The following is a 16,252-nucleotide window of genomic DNA, read 5'->3' as shown; positions in this document are numbered from 1 at the left end:
ATCAGGGCTTATTGCTGATAAATGCGCTTAAGTCCGCATGCATCTTTTTGAGCGATGGCTCATCCACGTACGGCATATGCCCGGTGTCATACCAATAGAAACGGATATTGTCGCGTAATTTGGGCGACACGGGCAGATGGCTCATCTCATATTTGGCGACGAAGTAAGGAGTGGCCAGATCGTAAACTCCGCCTATCACCATCACTTTCATTGCCGGGTTCATTTTCATCACCCGTGACAGGCTCGGCAACACGTTAAATGATCTGTCCCGGCTGTTGCTGGACATGTTCCAGTCATATGTCTCATCGGAAAATGCGCGATAGTTTTGATCGGCGCTAAAATGCAGCGTTTTGCCAAGATAATCGTGGAATTGCGCGACGTAGGCGGAAGTAATTGCACTGATGTTGGGATCGTAATTGGACGTTTCAGCGATATTATCCAGCGACGGTCCACGATAGCGGGTATCGATTCTGCCAATGGTCTCATCCTGACGGCTCAACAGTTGCTTGGCGAAAACCGGCCCACTCAGGCGCAGATTGGCCTTGAGCCAATAATCGGCCGGAATGCCGGTAAATTGGTAAAGCTGCTCGGCGAGCGTTTGGCGATCTTTTTCAGGCAGATTGGCGCCTTGCAGCAATGCTTGAGCATAAGTCCCCAGCGCAAACTGCTCGGCCTGGTCTAGCAAGGTTTGCAGGCTCTGGTGTTTGCCCGGCAGCCGCTGGTGGTACCATGCGCTGGCTGCGTAGGTTGGTAGCGCCAGATAGTAAGGCTGATCGACGCCGGGGTTTTGATTGGGATCGTCGACATTATTGTCGTAGTTCAGAAACTGCGACATCAGGATAATGCCGTTAAGATCGATATTCTGATTTTTTAGCGTCTCGGCCAATACCACCGAGCGGGTAGTGCCGTAGCTTTCACCCAATAAATATTTAGGTGAGTTCCAGCGTTGGTAATGCGTTAGAAACTGAACGATAAATTGAGAAAAAGCCTGAGCATCGCCGTTGACGCCATAAACGTTGCTGGCACTCTGTGATTTTTGCTGCGCTCTCTCTGGCTGGCTGGCGGCACTGCTGGAAAAGCGGCTGTAACCCGTCCCGGGGGCATCGATAAACACCAGATCGCTGACGTTGAGCAGGCTGTACTGGTTATCGGTTAGTGGGTAAGGCGCCAGCTGTGTTTTTTCTGGCTGAGTAGCGATAACCCGTTTAGGCCCCAGAGCTCCCATATGCAGCCAAAGCGAGGCAGAGCCCGGCCCGCCGTTGTAGATAAAGGTAATCGGCCTGCTCTCGCTCTTATTCTCATTCTTTTTGAAATACGCGACATAGAACATGCCGGTCACGGGATCTTCCGGGTCGTCTTTACTCAATTCCAGCACCCCGGTTTGCGCCTGATAATTGATTTTTACCTGGTTGACCGTGATCGCGCCTTCAGTGGTAACGGTTTGATCGGCCATCGAAGCCGGGGCATGCTCGGCACGGGGAACTTCCTGTGGGGGATTGGCGGCGGAAACGTCGGCGGTGAATAAAGAAACGGCAGTGAGAAAACCGATTAAAATTCTGTCCATTTGAATTTTATCCGTAATGAAGTGAGAGGTTACTTTAAACGCGACTCATTAAACCAGGGTAAAACAGCGGGGAGCGTGCAGAAAAGCGGCAAGGGGAAGACCCCTTGCCTGAAGGATTATTTCACGAAGGTAAAGGCGGTGGTGACGTGTTTTACGCCGCTCACCTGGCTGGCGATCTGCGCCGCAGACTGGCCTTCCTGTTGGGTGACCAGGCCCAGCAAGAACACTTCGCCATTTTCAGTGGTCACTTTCACGTTGGATGACTTCACCGTATCGCTGGTGAGCAGCTGTGAACGGACCTTGGTGGTGATCCAGGTATCGGAAGAGGCGGTGCTCAGGCTAACCGGCGTCCCCTGACGGATCTCGTTATACACTTCGGTGGTGCCTTCAACACCCATGGCAATCTGCTTGGCACGGGCCGCCAGATCGGTGCTTGGCGATTGGCCGGTCAGCAGGACTTTACCCTGATAGGCGGTTGCAACCACCCGGGCTTCTTTCTTCAACTGCTGATCTTTGCTCAGGGCATTTTCAACCCGGGCTTCCAGCGTCCCATCGTCTACCTGAGTCCCCACGCTGCGTGGGTCGGTGGCCGTTTTAGTGGCGACGGCGGCGCTGCCAACGACAACGCCTGCAATACAACCTTGTAACAGCAGGGCGCTGGACAGCACTGCAAATGTGGCTTTTAGCTTCATCTCAGTTCCTTAATCGTCCTGGTGGGGAAACAACGTATTATCTATCAGGTCGCATAGGCAATTTACAGTCAGCATATGCATTTCCTGAATGCGTGCACTGCGGTGGGAAGGGATACGGATCTCGACATCCTGTTGGCCAAGCAAGCCGGCCAGCTCCCCACCGTCGTAACCGGTAAGTGCGACAATCGTCATGTCACGCGTCACGGCAGCTTCGACCGCTTTCACAATATCACGGCTGTTGCCGCGGGTGGAAATTGCCAGCAGCACGTCGCCGGCGTGGCCGAGCGCGCGAACCTGTTTGGCATAGACTTCATCGTGCAGGCGATCGTTGGTGATCGCGGTCAGCACCACGTTATCGGCATTCAGTGCAATGGCCGGCAGGCTTGGGCGCTCGGTTTCAAAGCGGTTGATCATGCTGGCGGCGAAATGCTGCGCATTGGCTGCCGAGGTGCCGTTACCGCAGCACAGAATTTTATTGCCGTTGAGTAAGGATTGAACCAGCGTCATTGCTGCACGCGAGATGGCGTCGGGCAAAGCTTCCGCCGCCGCAATCTGGGTTTGGATGCTTTCGGTAAAACAGGCTTTAATTCTATCCAGCACGTTGTATTAATCCACTAAGTCAAAGGGCCGGTCTGCACCGGTAAACCGCGTTTAATCCGCATTGAAGGCATTGGGTATCCATTCTAACTGGTTACCGGTAATGGCCAAAACATCAAAACGGCAAGACGATGTGTCAAAACTGGCTCCGCGCCCCGCCAGCCAAACGGCGGCGGCATGCAGCAACCGCTGTTGCTTGCGATAGGTAACGCTGGCGGCGGCACCGCCAAACGCATCGCTGCGTCGGTAGCGTACTTCAACGAACACCCAGGTTTGGCCATCGCGCATGATGAGGTCGAGCTCACCGCCGCGCAGCGTAACATTGGCGGCGAAGAAGGTGAGCCCGGCGCGTTCCAGATAGTGGCGGGCTTGTAATTCATAGCCCGCCCCTGTAGCGCGTTGACTCAAGAGACCGGGACGACCATGCCCTGGCGGTATTGCAGCCAAGGCAGTTTTCTGTTGATGACGCAACCCGGTGAGGCGGTCAGCATGCCCGTGGTGCCGGAGACCTGGAAGCCGGGCAACTGGCGCATTTCAGCAAAGTGGTTGGACAATGTCCAGGCATCCATCCCCATGGCGTACAGGCGCACCAGCGAGTAGTCGTTGCGGAACTGGCTGCTTGCCTGCTGCAACAGCTGCGGGTTGGCACCGGCCAGCAACGGGATATCGCTGAACTGCAGGCCTTCCATTTCCAGGCGGAAATCCGGACCGGCCCCGGCCTGGTAGCTGCGCGAACTGGCGTACATCGCCGGCTTGCTGCGCGAGTTGGTGGCCATGTCGATCATCGGTTTAATCAACGTCAGCTGGGACTGGGTCGCGACGATATAGACCGAATCTACGCTGCCGCCGCTGGCTGCTGGCGTATCACTCGGTGGCGCAGGAATGGTCAGCCCGGCAATGGTGACCGCCTGCGGTGCCGGTGCGGTGGAGATTGGCGTGCCCGACATGCGAATGCCGCCGCTGTTCACCATTTGGCGCAGTTCACCGGCGGAGCCGATATTTTGCTGCAGCACCGTTTGGCCGCCCAGTTTCTGCCACTCCTGATTAAAGGCTTTGGCAACGCGATCGCCGAAGGCACCGCGCGGGATCAACAGCAGCGGTTGCCGTTTCTGCTGTTCCCAAATGTGGCGGGCAGCATCGCGGGCTTCATCTTCCGGTGAAAGCGCGAAGTAGCAAATGTTCGGATTGTCTTTCGGCGTTTCCGGCTGGTTGAGCGCCAAGACGTTCAGGGTGGTGGTGCTGCCGGCCAGTTGATCGACATTTTCTTTCAGCAGCGGGCCGACCACCAAGGTGGCTCCATCCTGCTGGGCCTGCGTCAGCAGCGCGGCCAGTGGCTGGCTGGAGGTATCATACACTTTAATCTGCGCGTTAGCGGCCTGCGGCGGCGTAATCGGCGCGGTGGATGGGGCTGAAGGCTGAGCGGCCGTTACCGGGGCAGCATCTGCTGACGGCGCTGACGTGCTTACTGCGCCGTTGGCATTGGGATCCGTCGAAGCAGGAGCCTGCACCGGCTCGCTGGTAGGCTGTTGCTGCTGTTGTTGCACCGGAGCGGAAGGCGTCACGCCGTTTTTTGCCGCTTCAAACCCTTTTTGGATCGCATCGGCGAACACTTTTGCCTGGCCGTTCAACGGCAGCAGCAGCGCGATTTTTGAAGTGGAAGCCTGGGTAAAGTTCAACACCTGGTTCAACTGAGTAGGCAGGGTTTTCGCCGCTGGGTTCTGCGGGTAGCGATTCTGCCAATCTTTAATGCCGGCCTTCAGCAGATCGGGATCCTGCTTGTTGTCCTGATAAACGCGCAGCAGATCCAACCAGCCTTGCAGTACATTCTCATTGGCGTTGATCACCAGACTGTTCATGTCCTGCGACGTCAGCTGCAGCAGGGACAGCCAGGTTTGGTCCAGATTGGTTTGATGCGCTTTGCCGGTCACCAGCGGTTCTTGCTCGATATAAGCACGGATCAGCGGCAGCGAAGGTTTACCCTGATTGGCAGCAATCTGTGCCTGGTAGAAGCGCACTCGTTGGTTGGTCGACAACGAGCCGGTATCCAGATGGCTCAGCGTAGTGCGGGCCGCGACATAGCTATTGTTCGCCACCTGCAGCTCGGCGCTCAATAACTGGCGCTCCACCAGTTGAACGCTGCTGAGGTTTTTCGGCAGCTGGTTCAGTTGTTCACTGGCCTGCGGCAGTTTCCCTTCGCGCAGCAACGCGCGAATAGCAAGTAATTGCCAGTCAGCCTTGTTATCATTGCTGCTTTGCTGCAGCTGCTGCAGATAGTAATCGGAACTGGCGCTCGCTTCGTCCTGTATATTAGCGGGCGGCGTCTGCGGGGCCTGACTCGGGCAGCCTGCAAGGAAAAGGGCTGCCGCGATAACTGCGGTAAGTCGGACAGGCTTTGAACGCCCTGCTTTGGTACGAACGAATGTTGAGGAAAGCATACTGTATCCAGTGATGTTTTTTTCAAGATGCTTAATATTAAATCGGCAATCCGGATGAAACAATGAATCAACACCAACAATCAGTCATTTCTGCATCAACGCTGTATGTGGTGCCCACCCCAATCGGCAATTTAGGGGATATTACCCACCGTGCGTTAGAGGTACTGAAAAGCGTTGATCTGATTGCGGCGGAGGACACGCGCCATACCGGGTTGCTGTTGCAACACTTTGCGATTAGCGCGCGGTTGTTTGCGTTGCATGACCATAACGAACAGCAAAAGGCAGATCAACTGCTGGCGAAATTGCAGGAAGGCCAGAGCATTGCGCTGGTTTCCGACGCCGGTACGCCCTTGATTAACGATCCCGGCTACCACCTGGTGCGCCGCTGCCGCGAAGCCGGTATCCGCGTGGTACCGCTGCCGGGCGCCTGTGCGGCAACCACCGCGCTGTGCGCTGCCGGTCTGGCTTCAGACCGCTTCTGTTACGAAGGGTTCCTGCCGGCGAAAACCAAGGGGCGTAAGGATACGCTGATGGCGCTGGCAGAGGAACCGCGCACGCTGATTTTCTACGAATCAACCCACCGTCTGCTGGAAAGTTTGCAAGACATGGTGACCGTGTGGGGGCCGCAGCGTTACGTGGTGCTGGCGCGTGAGCTGACCAAAACCTGGGAATCCATTACCGGTGCGCCGGTCGGCGAATTGCTGGCCTGGGTGCAGGAAGACGAAGTGCGTCGTCGCGGCGAGATGGTGCTGATCGTTGAAGGCCACAAAGCACAGGAAGATGCACTGCCGCTGGAGGCGTTGCGGACCCTGGCGCTGCTGCAAAAAGAATTACCGTTGAAAAAGGCGGCCGCGCTGGCGGCGGAGATCCACGGCGTGAAGAAAAATGCGTTGTATAAATACGCATTGGAGCAACAAGAACAGTAAAGCGGTTGACCTGCCGTGAGCGCAACGCTACTATCCGCGCCGGAGTTGACCAGACAGTCGCCGCTTCATTGCCGTCCCTTTCGGGGGAGACAGATGGAGGGGAGGAAAGTCCGGGCTCCATAGGGCAGGGTGCCAGGTAACGCCTGGGAGGCGCAAGCCTACGACTAGTGCAACAGAGAGCAAACCGCCGATGGCCCGCGCAAGCGGGATCAGGTAAGGGTGAAAGGGTGCGGTAAGAGCGCACCGCGCGACTGGCAACAGTTCGTGGCACGGTAAACTCCACCCGGAGCAAGGCCAAATAGGGGTTCACATGGTACGGCCCGTACTGAACCCGGGTAGGCTGCTTGAGCCAGTGAGCGATTGCTGGCCTAGAGGAATGACTGTCCACGACAGAACCCGGCTTACCGGTCAACTCCCTCTATAAAGAAAACCCCGCGTAACGCAAGTTACGCGGGGTTTTTTCCTTTCAGGATGTGACTCAGACCGGCAGATCGATCAGCAACGCGCGCAGTGGCGTTTTGGCGCGGATCGTCAGACGGTTCTCCTCGTGGATAAATGCTCCATCACCGCACGTCAGGCTCTGGCCATCGTGGTTATTGCCTTGGGCTTCGATGGTGCCGTGAATCGACTGCAGGTACGCACGGGGTCCGTTCAACGCCAGCGTCTGCTGCTCACCGGCCTGTAAATCCAGATGGTGGATCCACACCTGTTGGCGCAGTTGCAGGCTCCCCTGAGCACCGTCCGGCGAGGCCAGCAGCGTCACGCCGCTGGTCGGCAGTACCAGGTGTTGCACACGCTCGTTATTGGTGTCTGGGCAGGCATCCAACCACAGTTGCAGACGGGTCAGCGGCGTGTCGTTGCTGGCGTTCTGTTCGCTGTAACTCAGCCCTGGCTGGGTGGCCAGCAGCAAAGCCTCGCCGGCCTTGGCGCTCACTGTGTTGCCCTCGCTGTCGCGGTATTCCGCCTGGCCCTGCAGGATCAGATTCAGAATGTCCACGCTCGGATAAGTGCGCGGCTGCAAGGCTGCGCCCGGCGCCAGGACTTCCTGATTGAGCACCCGCAGCGAGGCGTAACCCATCAGCTTGGGATCGAAGTAATGTCCAAAAGAAAAGGTGTAGCGAGCCTGCAGCCAACCAAAGTCAGCTTGCCCGCATTGTTTTGCTGTTCTGCATGTAATCATGGCAATCGGCTCTCTAAATTCATTATCTAAATGGTAAGCATCTGGACGCCGGATTGTTAGCCAGTTAATCTGGTCGGCATATTCAAATTTCCTGACAGAGAGATTCGATGGCCAGAGATCGGGCGTTAACGCTTGAGGCGTTAAGGGTTATGGATGCGATCGACCGACGTGGCAGCTTTGCTGCGGCAGCCGATGAGCTGGGGCGCGTACCCTCGGCGCTCAGCTACACCATGCAAAAATTGGAAGAAGAATTGGACGTGGTGCTGTTCGACCGCTCCGGCCACCGAACCAAATTCACCAATGTCGGCCGCATGCTGCTGGATCGTGGACGAGTGCTGCTGGAGGCGGCGGATAAGTTGACCACCGACGCCGAGGCACTGGCGCGCGGCTGGGAAACGCATCTGACTATCGTCAGCGAAGCGTTGTCGCCGCCAAGCAAGCTGTTTCCGCTGGTCGATAAGCTGGCGCTGAAAGCCAATACCCAGGTGTCTATCTTCACTGAGGTGCTGGCCGGGGCCTGGGAGCGGTTGGAGCAGGGGCGCGCCGATATCGTTATCGCCCCGGACATGCACTTTCGTGCCTCGTCAGAAATCAACACTCGTAAATTGTACAAAGTGACGAGCATGTACGTAGCCGCGCCGGACCATCCGATCCATCTGGAGCCGGAGCCGCTGGCCGAAGCTACGCGGGTGAAATACCGTGGCATTGCGGTAGCGGATACCGCCAGGGAACGCCCGGTATTGACCGTACAATTACTGGATAAGCAGCAGCGTCTGACGGTGAGCACCATTGAAGACAAACGTTTGGCGCTGTTGGCCGGTCTGGGCGTGGCGACCATGCCTTACCCGATGGTCGAGAAAGATATCGAAGAAGGGCGCTTGCGAGTGGTGGGGCCGGAATACAGCCGTGAAGTTGACATTATCATGGCCTGGCGGCGCGACAGCATGGGCGAAGCGAAGGCCTGGTTCCTGCGCGAGATCCCAAGGCTGTTCACCCAATTGGAGCGTCAGTAAGCGCTCCCCCTTGCCGCAGGCAAAGGGGAGCTTGTCGTTAACCGAAACGCGTGTCGCGACCGTGTGGTTCATCGAGATCCTGCGCCGGCCCAATCGAAATGATGCCGTGCGGATTGATGGTGGCGTGGCTGCGATAATAGTGATTGCGGATGTGCGGCAAACTGACCGTTTCGGCCATGCCTGGCATCTGGTAGATATCACGCAGGAAGCCGTACAGGTTGAGGTAATCGCTGATGCGGTGTTTGTCGCACTTAAAGTGGGTAACATACACCGGATCGAAGCGTATCAACGTGGTCCACAGGCGCAGGTCAGCCTCAGTCAGGCGATCGCCCGTCAGATAACGCTGTTGTCCCAGAATTTGCTCCAGCCGCGCCAGGGCGTCGAATACCCCGTGTACCGCTTCGTCATAGGCTTCCTGGCTGGTGGCAAAGCCGGCCTTATACACCCCGTTGTTCACCAGGTCGTAAATCCAGCCGTTCAGCTCATCAATTTTCCCGCGCAGCTCTGCAGGATAATAGTCGCCGGCGCGCGCGCCAACGCCATCGAATGCGCTGTTGAACATGCGAATAATATCGGCGGATTCATTGCTGACGATGGCCTGCTGCTGCTTGTCCCACAGCACCGGTACGGTCACACGGCCGGTGTAATGCGGGTCGGCGCGCAGGTAAAGCTGGTAGAGGAAATCTGAGTGATAGAGGTCATCGCCGGTCGCTTCAGGGAAATCGGTGCCGAAGGTCCAGCCGTTTTCCAGCATCAGCGGATGTACCACAGAAACAGGAACGATCTGCTCCAGCCCTTTCAATTTACGCATCAGCAGAGTGCGATGCGCCCAAGGGCAGGCAAGTGAAACGTACAGGTGATAACGATCTTTCTCCGCTTTAAAACCTCCGACGCCGTGTTCGCCCGGCTGACCGTCGGCGGTCACCCAGTTGCGGAACTGAGAGGTTGAGCGCTTGAAACGGCCTCCGGTGGATGAGGTGTCATACCAGATGTCTTGCCAAACGCCATCGACGAGTTGTCCCATGGGGATCTCCTTCGTGTCCGAGTGAAAAAGCAGAAGGGTCCGGCATGCCGGACCCCTGTGTCGGTATTAAAAGCTTACCACTTTTTGTTCAAAAGACGGTCGATGCTGAAACCGCCCGGGCCGGCAACAGCCAGTACCAGGAAACCACCGGCGATGGTCAGGTTCTTCATGAACATCAGCTGGTTTACGCCTTCAGCAAAGTTAGTATGGAACAGTAACGCGGTCAGCACGGTAAAACCGGCGGTGAACAGCGCCACGGTGCGAGTCAGGAAACCGAACAAGATTGCCAGACCGCCGCCAAATTCCAGCAGGATGGTCAGTGGCAGCAAGAAGCCAGGCACGCCCATCGATTGCATGTACTGTTGGGTTCCGGCATAGGCATCACCCATTTTGCCGTAGCCTGCCACGATAAACAGAATCGGCATCAAAATACGCGCAACCAGCAAACCTGTATCTTCTAATTTTTTCATCATTTACTCCAAAGTGATTTTTGTTTGCCAGTCTTGGCGTTTTCATGTCGATGGGCGGTATGCCGGGTATCTGACCCTGTCCTGCCCGTTTCGTGTCGATGGAATGAATGTTAATCGGGAAGCGCACGCTTTGTTAGCAAGTAAAACTGTCGTATTTTTTCAAAAAAACTGAATCTTTAGCCTGCTAACAAAGAGAGGGGAATCAGAATGTTGCCCAGCCTTCACCGACAGAAACGGGCATTTTCTGTGAAAAGGCGGGCTTAACAACGGAAGAATTGAAGGAACTGCGAAAGGTTATTTGTTGGAAAAGGTTTTCTGGATCAAACGGATAGTGCCAAAAGCACCGAAGGCGCGACGCGACCAGCGGATCAGCTTGCTCGGATGGCGAATACCGTACAGGGCCATCACGCTGGAACCGATCACCAGGTATTTGCGCAGGCCGAAAATCGTTTGCCAGCCGCGGTCAATGCGCTCGGTCTTTTCCAGCCACAACGTTTTGTTTTCCGCAAGATCCAGCCTTTGCTGCTGGATCTTGCGGATGAGCTTCTCTTTTCTCCATTCCAGATAGCGGCGACGATTCATTTTTCGTCCTCCAGCTCGGAACGGTCGATTTCCAGCTGTTTGCGCGTAGCACCCAGCAACGTGGAGCGGCGGGCCTTGACCAGTGTCCAAATGGCACCGAATACCGCCAGGAACAACAGCACCCCGGTAGTGGCCCCTAACGCCATCAGACGGTAGATAGGATCGATGGCCCAGAAAATCAGGATCAACAGGCTCATCAGGCCAAACGCGGTGAACAACAGCGTCATGCCGGCCATGATCAGCAACTGAATGAGGTTGGCTTTCTCCTCTTCCAGCTCGACCACTGCCAGACGGACACGGGTTTCCACCATACCGACCAGAATAGTGATGATGCGCTGGCCGACGTCCAGGACCCCCTTGGCGGGGCCCTGTGCACGAACTTGCGGTTGTTGTTCAGCCATAATTAGCGGCGCGCTAACAGAACGCCCAGCACCACACCGACGGCAGCGCCGATACCGATACCGGTCCACGGATTATCACGAACATACTCGTCCGCCTGGCCGGCGATCTGTTTGGTTTGAGAAGCCAGTTTGTCCCCGGCATCGCTCAGGCGAGCACGAGTATCCTTCAGCGCGCCTTCAGCTTTGGAGCGCAGCTTTTCCAGTTCGGCTTTTGGTTTATCGGTGGAAGAGTTCAACACTTCTTCCAGCGTATCGGCTAAGGATTTAAGTTCAGCGCGTAAGTTTTCTGCATTTGAATCATGTGCCATGTGATAATTCCTTGACGTTAACTGAGACAGACTTTTAACATAGCGGATTTTTTCGCCGGAGCAAAGGGCCGATGGGTAGCTGATATCACTAAGCATCTATTTTAAATGCGGTAAAAATCCCGCATGGTGCGGCTCTCAGCGATAAATCCGCTAGTGTAAAAAAATTATTCCGCTTGGGCTTGCTTAAGCTCGGCTTGAGCTTCAGCCAGCTTTTTCTGTTTCTTGGCCACTTTGTCCAGATTGCCGGTCTGCTGAGCTTCTTTCAGCTCCTGCTGACGTTCGGCTACCTTGCTTTGCTTCTCATCGATTTTTTTCTGGCGATCGGCCTGCAGACCGGCTTCGGTGCAATTTGTCTGCACTTCGCTCAGCGCCGTTTTCAACCCGGCGACGCGGTGAGTATTGCCGTGCTGGGTGGCGTAATCGATCTGTTTTTGAATCTCTTGCGCTTTGGCGGCACAGCCGCCCTCAGCCGCAAATGACAGGGCCGGGAAGACGAAGAATGGGAGAGCCAGTAACATAGATTGGCGTAATTTCATGCTATCAATTCCTTGTTATTGGGATGCGTTGGCACGTATCCGCTTTCCTGACTGCCGACAGGGGCAGTGCGACAGGAGTCTTACGTGGCTGACTGACGCTAACCTTGAGCATAGTCATAAATCGTGAAGACCCCAAAGAATCCGCCCCGGTTCAGTGTTGAGTGATGATTAATTGAACAGGGCGATGATATGAAAGGAAACCCCTTCATATGAAAGGGTATTATCCCAGATTAAGGGGGGAGCGCGCAAATTCGCGCACCCAGTGAGTGGGTACTGGGGATTCGCTCAGGGCAATGATGTACCCCGGCGGCAGAATAGTTTGCAAGGCCTCGCGCGCCAGCAACTGCTGTTCCGGCGAGTCCAGGCGGATCACCAGGCCGTCGCCTTCCGGGGTAATGCTTTTGATGCGGATACCGCGCTGATCCAGTCGCTGATAGACATAAAAACCGTCAGGCAGCGAAAGGCCTTGCTGGCCCGCACGGATGCGCAGTTCGCTCTCGGTGCGCACCATGCAGGGCACCAACAGCGTGGCAAGCGCCAACAAGGCGAGCGCAATCAGCAACATGTACTGCCAGCGCGGGCGCTTGATCATCACGCCCCTTTCCCCTGGTCCTGGCTATCGGCGCGTTTCTTGCGCCACAAGACGATCAGCGAGCCGACCAGCCCGACGACCAGCAGCACCAGCGGCAGCAGCATCAGGCAGAACATCAGTTGATCTTCATACTTGCGGAAGACCGGGGTTTTGCCCAGAGCAAAGCCCAGCGAGGTGAGGATCACCACCCACAGCAGGCCGCTCATCCAGTTAAAGAACTGGAAGCGGGCATTGCTCAGACCAGACAGGCCGGCAATGGTCGGCAGCAGGGTGCGGACAAACGCCAGGAAACGACCGACCAGCAGGGCGGAAAGCCCGTGGCGGTGGAACAGCTGGTGCGCCCGTTGATGATAATGAGCCGGCAGGTGCGACAGCCAGCCCTGTACCGTTCGGGTATTGCCGAGCCACTTGCCCTGTATGTAGCTGACCCAGCACCCCAGGCTGGCGGCGACGGTCAGGATCAGGATGGTGAGCGGGAAATTCATGGTGCCTTTGGCGATCAGGACGCCGACCAGGATCAGCAGGCTGTCCCCAGGCAGAAAGGCGGCCGGCAGCAGACCGTTTTCCAAAAACAGGATCATAAACAGCAGCACGTAGAGGGTCCAGACCAGCGAAGGGTTCGCCAGCGTCTCAAAATCCTGCTGCCATAAGGCATGTAACAGTTCTTTAATGATGTCCATCCGGTGTTCCTAAAACGTCATTGTTTGTTTTTATCTCAGCGGCTGATCGGGTGTGGGCCGAAAACGCGCGGGCGATGCTGGCTGCTGATAATGATGAAACGGCGTTGCTTTTTAGTGGATTCTAGTCGGTGCGACACCGGTCATGAGTGGTAAGTCAGCGTGCCACGGTAAAGCATATTACTTTCTTTCCAGCCGCCTAGCCTGTTTTGCTGCTGCGGGGTGTGCAGCGTCCAGTTGACCTGGGCAAGCCGGTTGAGCGCAGGTGAGTTCTGGCGCGGGAGTTTGGTGCGGTGGCCCAGCTCTGCGGCCAGGGTATAGACCGGCGGTAGTTGGGCGCAGGTCGACAGCGAGCCGGAGAAGGAATGCAACCGTGGCAATAACAACGGCAATTTACCCGGTTTTTTTCGCTGCAGCTCTGCCGGTGACCGATAAACCTGGTCGTAAGGGGAAAGCAACGGATCTGAGAGCGAAGGTAAACTGCTCAGCGACGTAGGGGTTGCTTTGGAAGGTGCCGCGCATAGCTTTTGGCCGGAGACCGAATCGGTCCAGCAAAAAAGAGCAATAAGCATGGCAAACAACCAGCGCATGTATTCGCGTCCCGCCCCGTAGCAGAGGGTAAAAAAGTGGCTCAACTTTACCAAAATAGCACGATTGGCAACAGGGAAATCTACGTTGCCAGCGGTGAAATACTACACGGCAAATCGCCGTTCAGGCATCGATTCAGCGGATTTTACAATACCTGACATAACCCGACGATTTTTGACCGCCTGGGCTATTTATTTTCGGCGGCTACCCCATCGAGATGCACTACCGGGTTATCGGCGAACAGGTAGCGGTCGGCGTTATATTCAAAATCGTCGCTGGTGGCGTTGAACAGCATTTGCTTGGTGTTTTCCAGGTGCTGCCACATGGCCAACTTGGCGGCGTAAGGATCTTTACGTATCAATGCCTTGAGGATCTGATCGTGATCGTCGCACCAGCTGGCGATCGAACGATTGTCGATGTGCTCATGCAGCTTGATCCAGTAAGGATTATTCACCCGCTGAACCCACATTTTTTCCACGATGGTAGCCATGGCGGTGTTCTGAGTGGCCAGCGCCACCTGCACGTGGAATTTCAGATCCCACTGAGAGTCGCGGAAGCGATCTTCCTTGCGAGCCTGTTCCTGGATCTCCATCAGTTGGACGATGTCCTGCTTGGTAACCTGGGTCGCGGCGAATTCGGCGATGTTGCTTTCAATCAGCTGGCGCGCCTGCAGCAGCTCGAAGGGCCCGGCGGTGGCAAACTCAATGCTGTCGCCCGGCACCACCAGATGCTTTTGCTGGTTGGACATCACGTGGATCCCGGAGCCTTTGCGTACGTCGACGTAGCCTTCCACTTCCAGCATGATGATCGCTTCGCGCACTACGGTACGGCTGACGTTCATCTCTTCGGCAATGTAGCGCTCGGCCGGCAGTTTATCGCCCACCGGGTATCGGCCGCTTTCGATACGCTGTTTAAGCTCGGCGGCCAGTTGCTGATACAGGCGTCTGGTTTCAGTGAATTCCATAGTGAATGCTCTTTGGATAGGGGGCACATGGCCATGGATTTGTTATACCACTTATCCGGCAGAGCTGCCAGTGGCCTCCGGGGAACGCCCGGCACGGTGGCCGGGCGGTGGGGTTAATGGCGTGCGGGGGAGGGTTCCAATACTTGCTCTTCGGGTTGTGTGGCGGGCTGATTTTGCAGGACGGTCCAGATCACGATGGCGCCGAGAATATCGAATACCGACAGTGCGGCAAACAGCGGGCTGAAGCCCAGGGTGTCCGCCAGGGCGCCGACCACCAGGGCAAACAGGGTGCTGGCGGTCCAGGCCGCCATGCCGGTGAGGCCGTTGGCGGTGGCCACCTCGTTGCGACCGAAGACGTCAGAAGACAGGGTAATCAGTGCGCCAGACAGCGCCTGATGGGCAAAACCGCCGACGCACAGCAGCGCGATAGCTGCATAGGGGCTGGTAAACAGACCTATCATGCCGGGGCCAATCATCAGTACGGCGCCCAGGGTGACCACCAGCTTACGTGAAACAATCAGGTTTACCTTAAAGTGTTTCTGGAAAAACGGCGGCAGGTAACCACCGACGATACAGCCCAGATCGGCGAACAGCATCGGCATCCAGGCGAACATGGCGATCTCTTTCAGGTTGAAGCCGTAGGCTTTGAACATGAATAACGGGATCCAGGCATTGAAGGTGCCCCAGGCCGGCTCTGCCAGAAATCGCGGCAGCGCGATGCCCCAGAACTGGCGGTTACGAACAATCTGCCAAGCGGACATTTTCTTGGCATTACCGGTTTGGTGCTGTGCTTCCTGGCCCCCCAGGATGTAATCGCGCTCTTCGTCGCTGAGTTTCTTCTGGTCTTTCGGATGTTTATAGAAAATCAGCCAGCAGACAGCCCAGATCAGGCTCAGCACGCCGGTGATGATGAACGCCATTTCCCAACTGTGCGCGACGATCGCCCACACCACCAGCGGCGGCGCCAGCATGCCGCCTATCGATGAGCCGACGTTGAAGTAACCGACGGCGATGGAACGCTCTTTGGCCGGGAACCACTCGCTGCTGGCCTTCAGACCGGCGGGGATCATTGCCGCTTCCGCCATGCCCACGGCCCCGCGTGCCAGTGCCAGCCCGCCCCAACTGTTGGCCAGCGCCGTGCCCATGCAAAACAGCGCCCACAGGATGGCGAACATGGCGTATCCGACTTTGGTGCCTAAGACGTCCAGCACATATCCCGCCACCGGTTGCATCAGGGTGTAACAGGCAGAATAGGCCGCGACGATGTAAGAGTACTGTTGCGTAGTGATGTGTAAGGTGTCTTCCAGCGTGGGTGCTGCGACGGCAATGGCGTTACGCGTCAGGTAACCCAGCACGGTGCCGATGGTCACCAGTCCGATCATGTACCAGCGTAACCCTTTAATTTTACGCATCCGAAATATCTCCCAGTCTTGAATAGGCGGCGCCGTGTTGGCGTCAGCGTTTTAAGGGGCTATCCCTTTATCGTTGATTTGCGCCGGCCTGTTCATCACCGGCGTATTCCCGCCGCAAGCACGACTGGGTGGCGAGACAATAACTTGTCATACAGGTTTAAAAGTTGAGTGATATCACAAAAGCCATTTTTCAATTCGGCAATACTGTTTGCCGCATGATGAGGCAATTTAGGCGCGATTTTGCCGCAAAAATGCCGGCAAACGGCTTTTAGAGAGCTATGGTGCCGTAGC

General features: G+C 56.3%; 19 protein-coding genes and 1 other RNA gene. 3 read left to right on the top strand and 17 right to left on the bottom strand.

Annotation, left to right across the window (positions count from 1 at the left end; genetic code table 11):
• Position 1: 1 nt before the first annotated feature.
• From LQ945_RS10415 to LQ945_RS10395, 5 genes are all read right to left on the bottom strand, one after another.
• The gene (locus LQ945_RS10415) at positions 2-1,564 is read right to left on the bottom strand and encodes a S10 family peptidase (protein WP_270102843.1); all 1,563 of its coding nucleotides are present in this window, start codon (positions 1,562-1,564) and stop codon (positions 2-4) included.
• 116 nt (positions 1,565-1,680) lie between these two features.
• Entirely contained in the window at positions 1,681-2,256 is a 576-nt protein-coding gene (gene dolP / locus LQ945_RS10410; protein WP_020831822.1) for a division/outer membrane stress-associated lipid-binding lipoprotein, read from the bottom strand.
• Positions 2,257-2,265: 9 nt separating this feature from the next.
• On the bottom strand, positions 2,266-2,856 hold the full coding sequence (diaA, locus tag LQ945_RS10405) for a DnaA initiator-associating protein DiaA (RefSeq protein WP_020831820.1): 591 nt from the start codon (positions 2,854-2,856) through the stop codon (positions 2,266-2,268).
• Positions 2,857-2,907: 51 nt separating this feature from the next.
• Positions 2,908-3,261: a YraN family protein gene (locus tag LQ945_RS10400; RefSeq protein ID WP_262240794.1), complete on the bottom strand. Its 354-nt coding sequence runs from the start codon at positions 3,259-3,261 to the stop codon at positions 2,908-2,910.
• The gene (locus LQ945_RS10395; RefSeq protein ID WP_270102842.1) at positions 3,258-5,288 is read right to left on the bottom strand and encodes a penicillin-binding protein activator; all 2,031 of its coding nucleotides are present in this window, start codon (positions 5,286-5,288) and stop codon (positions 3,258-3,260) included. The genes LQ945_RS10400 and LQ945_RS10395 overlap by 4 nt, the downstream gene beginning before the upstream one ends.
• Before the next feature lie 62 nt (positions 5,289-5,350).
• Here LQ945_RS10395 and rsmI point away from each other — a divergent pair, with 62 nt between their 5' ends.
• Both rsmI and rnpB read left to right on the top strand, forming a co-directional pair.
• Positions 5,351-6,214, top strand: a complete 864-nt coding sequence (rsmI, locus tag LQ945_RS10390; protein ID WP_012147032.1) for a 16S rRNA (cytidine(1402)-2'-O)-methyltransferase — start codon at positions 5,351-5,353, stop codon at positions 6,212-6,214.
• 41 nt (positions 6,215-6,255) lie between these two features.
• Positions 6,256-6,634, top strand: an RNA gene (gene rnpB, locus LQ945_RS10385) — RNase P RNA component class A.
• A 58-nt stretch (positions 6,635-6,692) separates the two neighbouring features.
• Here the strand turns inward: rnpB and LQ945_RS10380 are convergent.
• A complete protein-coding gene (locus tag LQ945_RS10380; protein WP_270102841.1) occupies positions 6,693-7,394 on the bottom strand; it encodes a pirin family protein in 702 nt (233 codons plus the stop codon).
• A gap of 107 nt (positions 7,395-7,501) precedes the next feature.
• Here LQ945_RS10380 and LQ945_RS10375 point away from each other — a divergent pair, with 107 nt between their 5' ends.
• A complete protein-coding gene (locus LQ945_RS10375; RefSeq protein WP_041414994.1) occupies positions 7,502-8,407 on the top strand; it encodes a LysR family transcriptional regulator in 906 nt (301 codons plus the stop codon).
• Positions 8,408-8,444: 37 nt separating this feature from the next.
• On the opposite strand, the gene LQ945_RS10370 is transcribed toward LQ945_RS10375, so the two are convergent.
• The 11 genes from LQ945_RS10370 to LQ945_RS10320 all read right to left on the bottom strand — a co-directional run bounded on the left by LQ945_RS10370 (position 8,445) and on the right by LQ945_RS10320 (position 15,961).
• On the bottom strand, positions 8,445-9,431 hold the full coding sequence (locus tag LQ945_RS10370) for a glutathione S-transferase family protein (protein WP_270102840.1): 987 nt from the start codon (positions 9,429-9,431) through the stop codon (positions 8,445-8,447).
• Between the two features lie 74 nt (positions 9,432-9,505).
• Positions 9,506-9,901, bottom strand: coding sequence for a DoxX family protein (locus tag LQ945_RS10365; protein ID WP_122080286.1), 396 nt, complete (start codon positions 9,899-9,901; stop codon positions 9,506-9,508).
• 294 nt (positions 9,902-10,195) lie between these two features.
• Positions 10,196-10,483, bottom strand: coding sequence for a YqjK-like family protein (locus LQ945_RS10360; protein ID WP_044553626.1), 288 nt, complete (start codon positions 10,481-10,483; stop codon positions 10,196-10,198).
• The gene (locus tag LQ945_RS10355; protein WP_044553624.1) at positions 10,480-10,884 is read right to left on the bottom strand and encodes a phage holin family protein; all 405 of its coding nucleotides are present in this window, start codon (positions 10,882-10,884) and stop codon (positions 10,480-10,482) included. The genes LQ945_RS10360 and LQ945_RS10355 overlap by 4 nt, the downstream gene beginning before the upstream one ends.
• Before the next feature lie 2 nt (positions 10,885-10,886).
• On the bottom strand, positions 10,887-11,192 hold the full coding sequence (locus LQ945_RS10350; RefSeq protein WP_020831805.1) for a DUF883 family protein: 306 nt from the start codon (positions 11,190-11,192) through the stop codon (positions 10,887-10,889).
• A gap of 164 nt (positions 11,193-11,356) precedes the next feature.
• Complete coding sequence (locus LQ945_RS10345; protein ID WP_044553622.1) at positions 11,357-11,728, bottom strand: DUF1090 domain-containing protein; 372 nt, start codon at positions 11,726-11,728, stop codon at positions 11,357-11,359.
• Between the two features lie 220 nt (positions 11,729-11,948).
• Positions 11,949-12,320, bottom strand: a complete 372-nt coding sequence (gene mzrA, locus LQ945_RS10340; protein WP_269934116.1) for an EnvZ/OmpR regulon moderator MzrA — start codon at positions 12,318-12,320, stop codon at positions 11,949-11,951.
• Complete coding sequence (locus LQ945_RS10335) at positions 12,320-13,000, bottom strand: DedA family protein (protein ID WP_020831800.1); 681 nt, start codon at positions 12,998-13,000, stop codon at positions 12,320-12,322. The genes mzrA and LQ945_RS10335 overlap by 1 nt, the downstream gene beginning before the upstream one ends.
• 140 nt (positions 13,001-13,140) lie before the next feature.
• Complete coding sequence (locus LQ945_RS10330) at positions 13,141-13,587, bottom strand: hypothetical protein (RefSeq protein ID WP_333482959.1); 447 nt, start codon at positions 13,585-13,587, stop codon at positions 13,141-13,143.
• A gap of 185 nt (positions 13,588-13,772) precedes the next feature.
• Positions 13,773-14,549 (bottom strand): transcriptional regulator ExuR, encoded by a 777-nt coding sequence (gene exuR / locus LQ945_RS10325; protein WP_044553621.1) that lies wholly within the window; start codon positions 14,547-14,549, stop codon positions 13,773-13,775.
• 113 nt (positions 14,550-14,662) lie between these two features.
• Positions 14,663-15,961 (bottom strand): MFS transporter, encoded by a 1,299-nt coding sequence (locus LQ945_RS10320; RefSeq protein ID WP_270102838.1) that lies wholly within the window; start codon positions 15,959-15,961, stop codon positions 14,663-14,665.
• Positions 15,962-16,252: the final 291 nt, after the last annotated feature.

The sequence above is a fragment of the Serratia liquefaciens genome (assembly GCF_027594825.1).
GTDB classification, from domain to species: Bacteria; Pseudomonadota; Gammaproteobacteria; order Enterobacterales; family Enterobacteriaceae; genus Serratia; species Serratia liquefaciens_A.
This window is presented reverse-complemented; position numbering and strand designations above follow the sequence as displayed.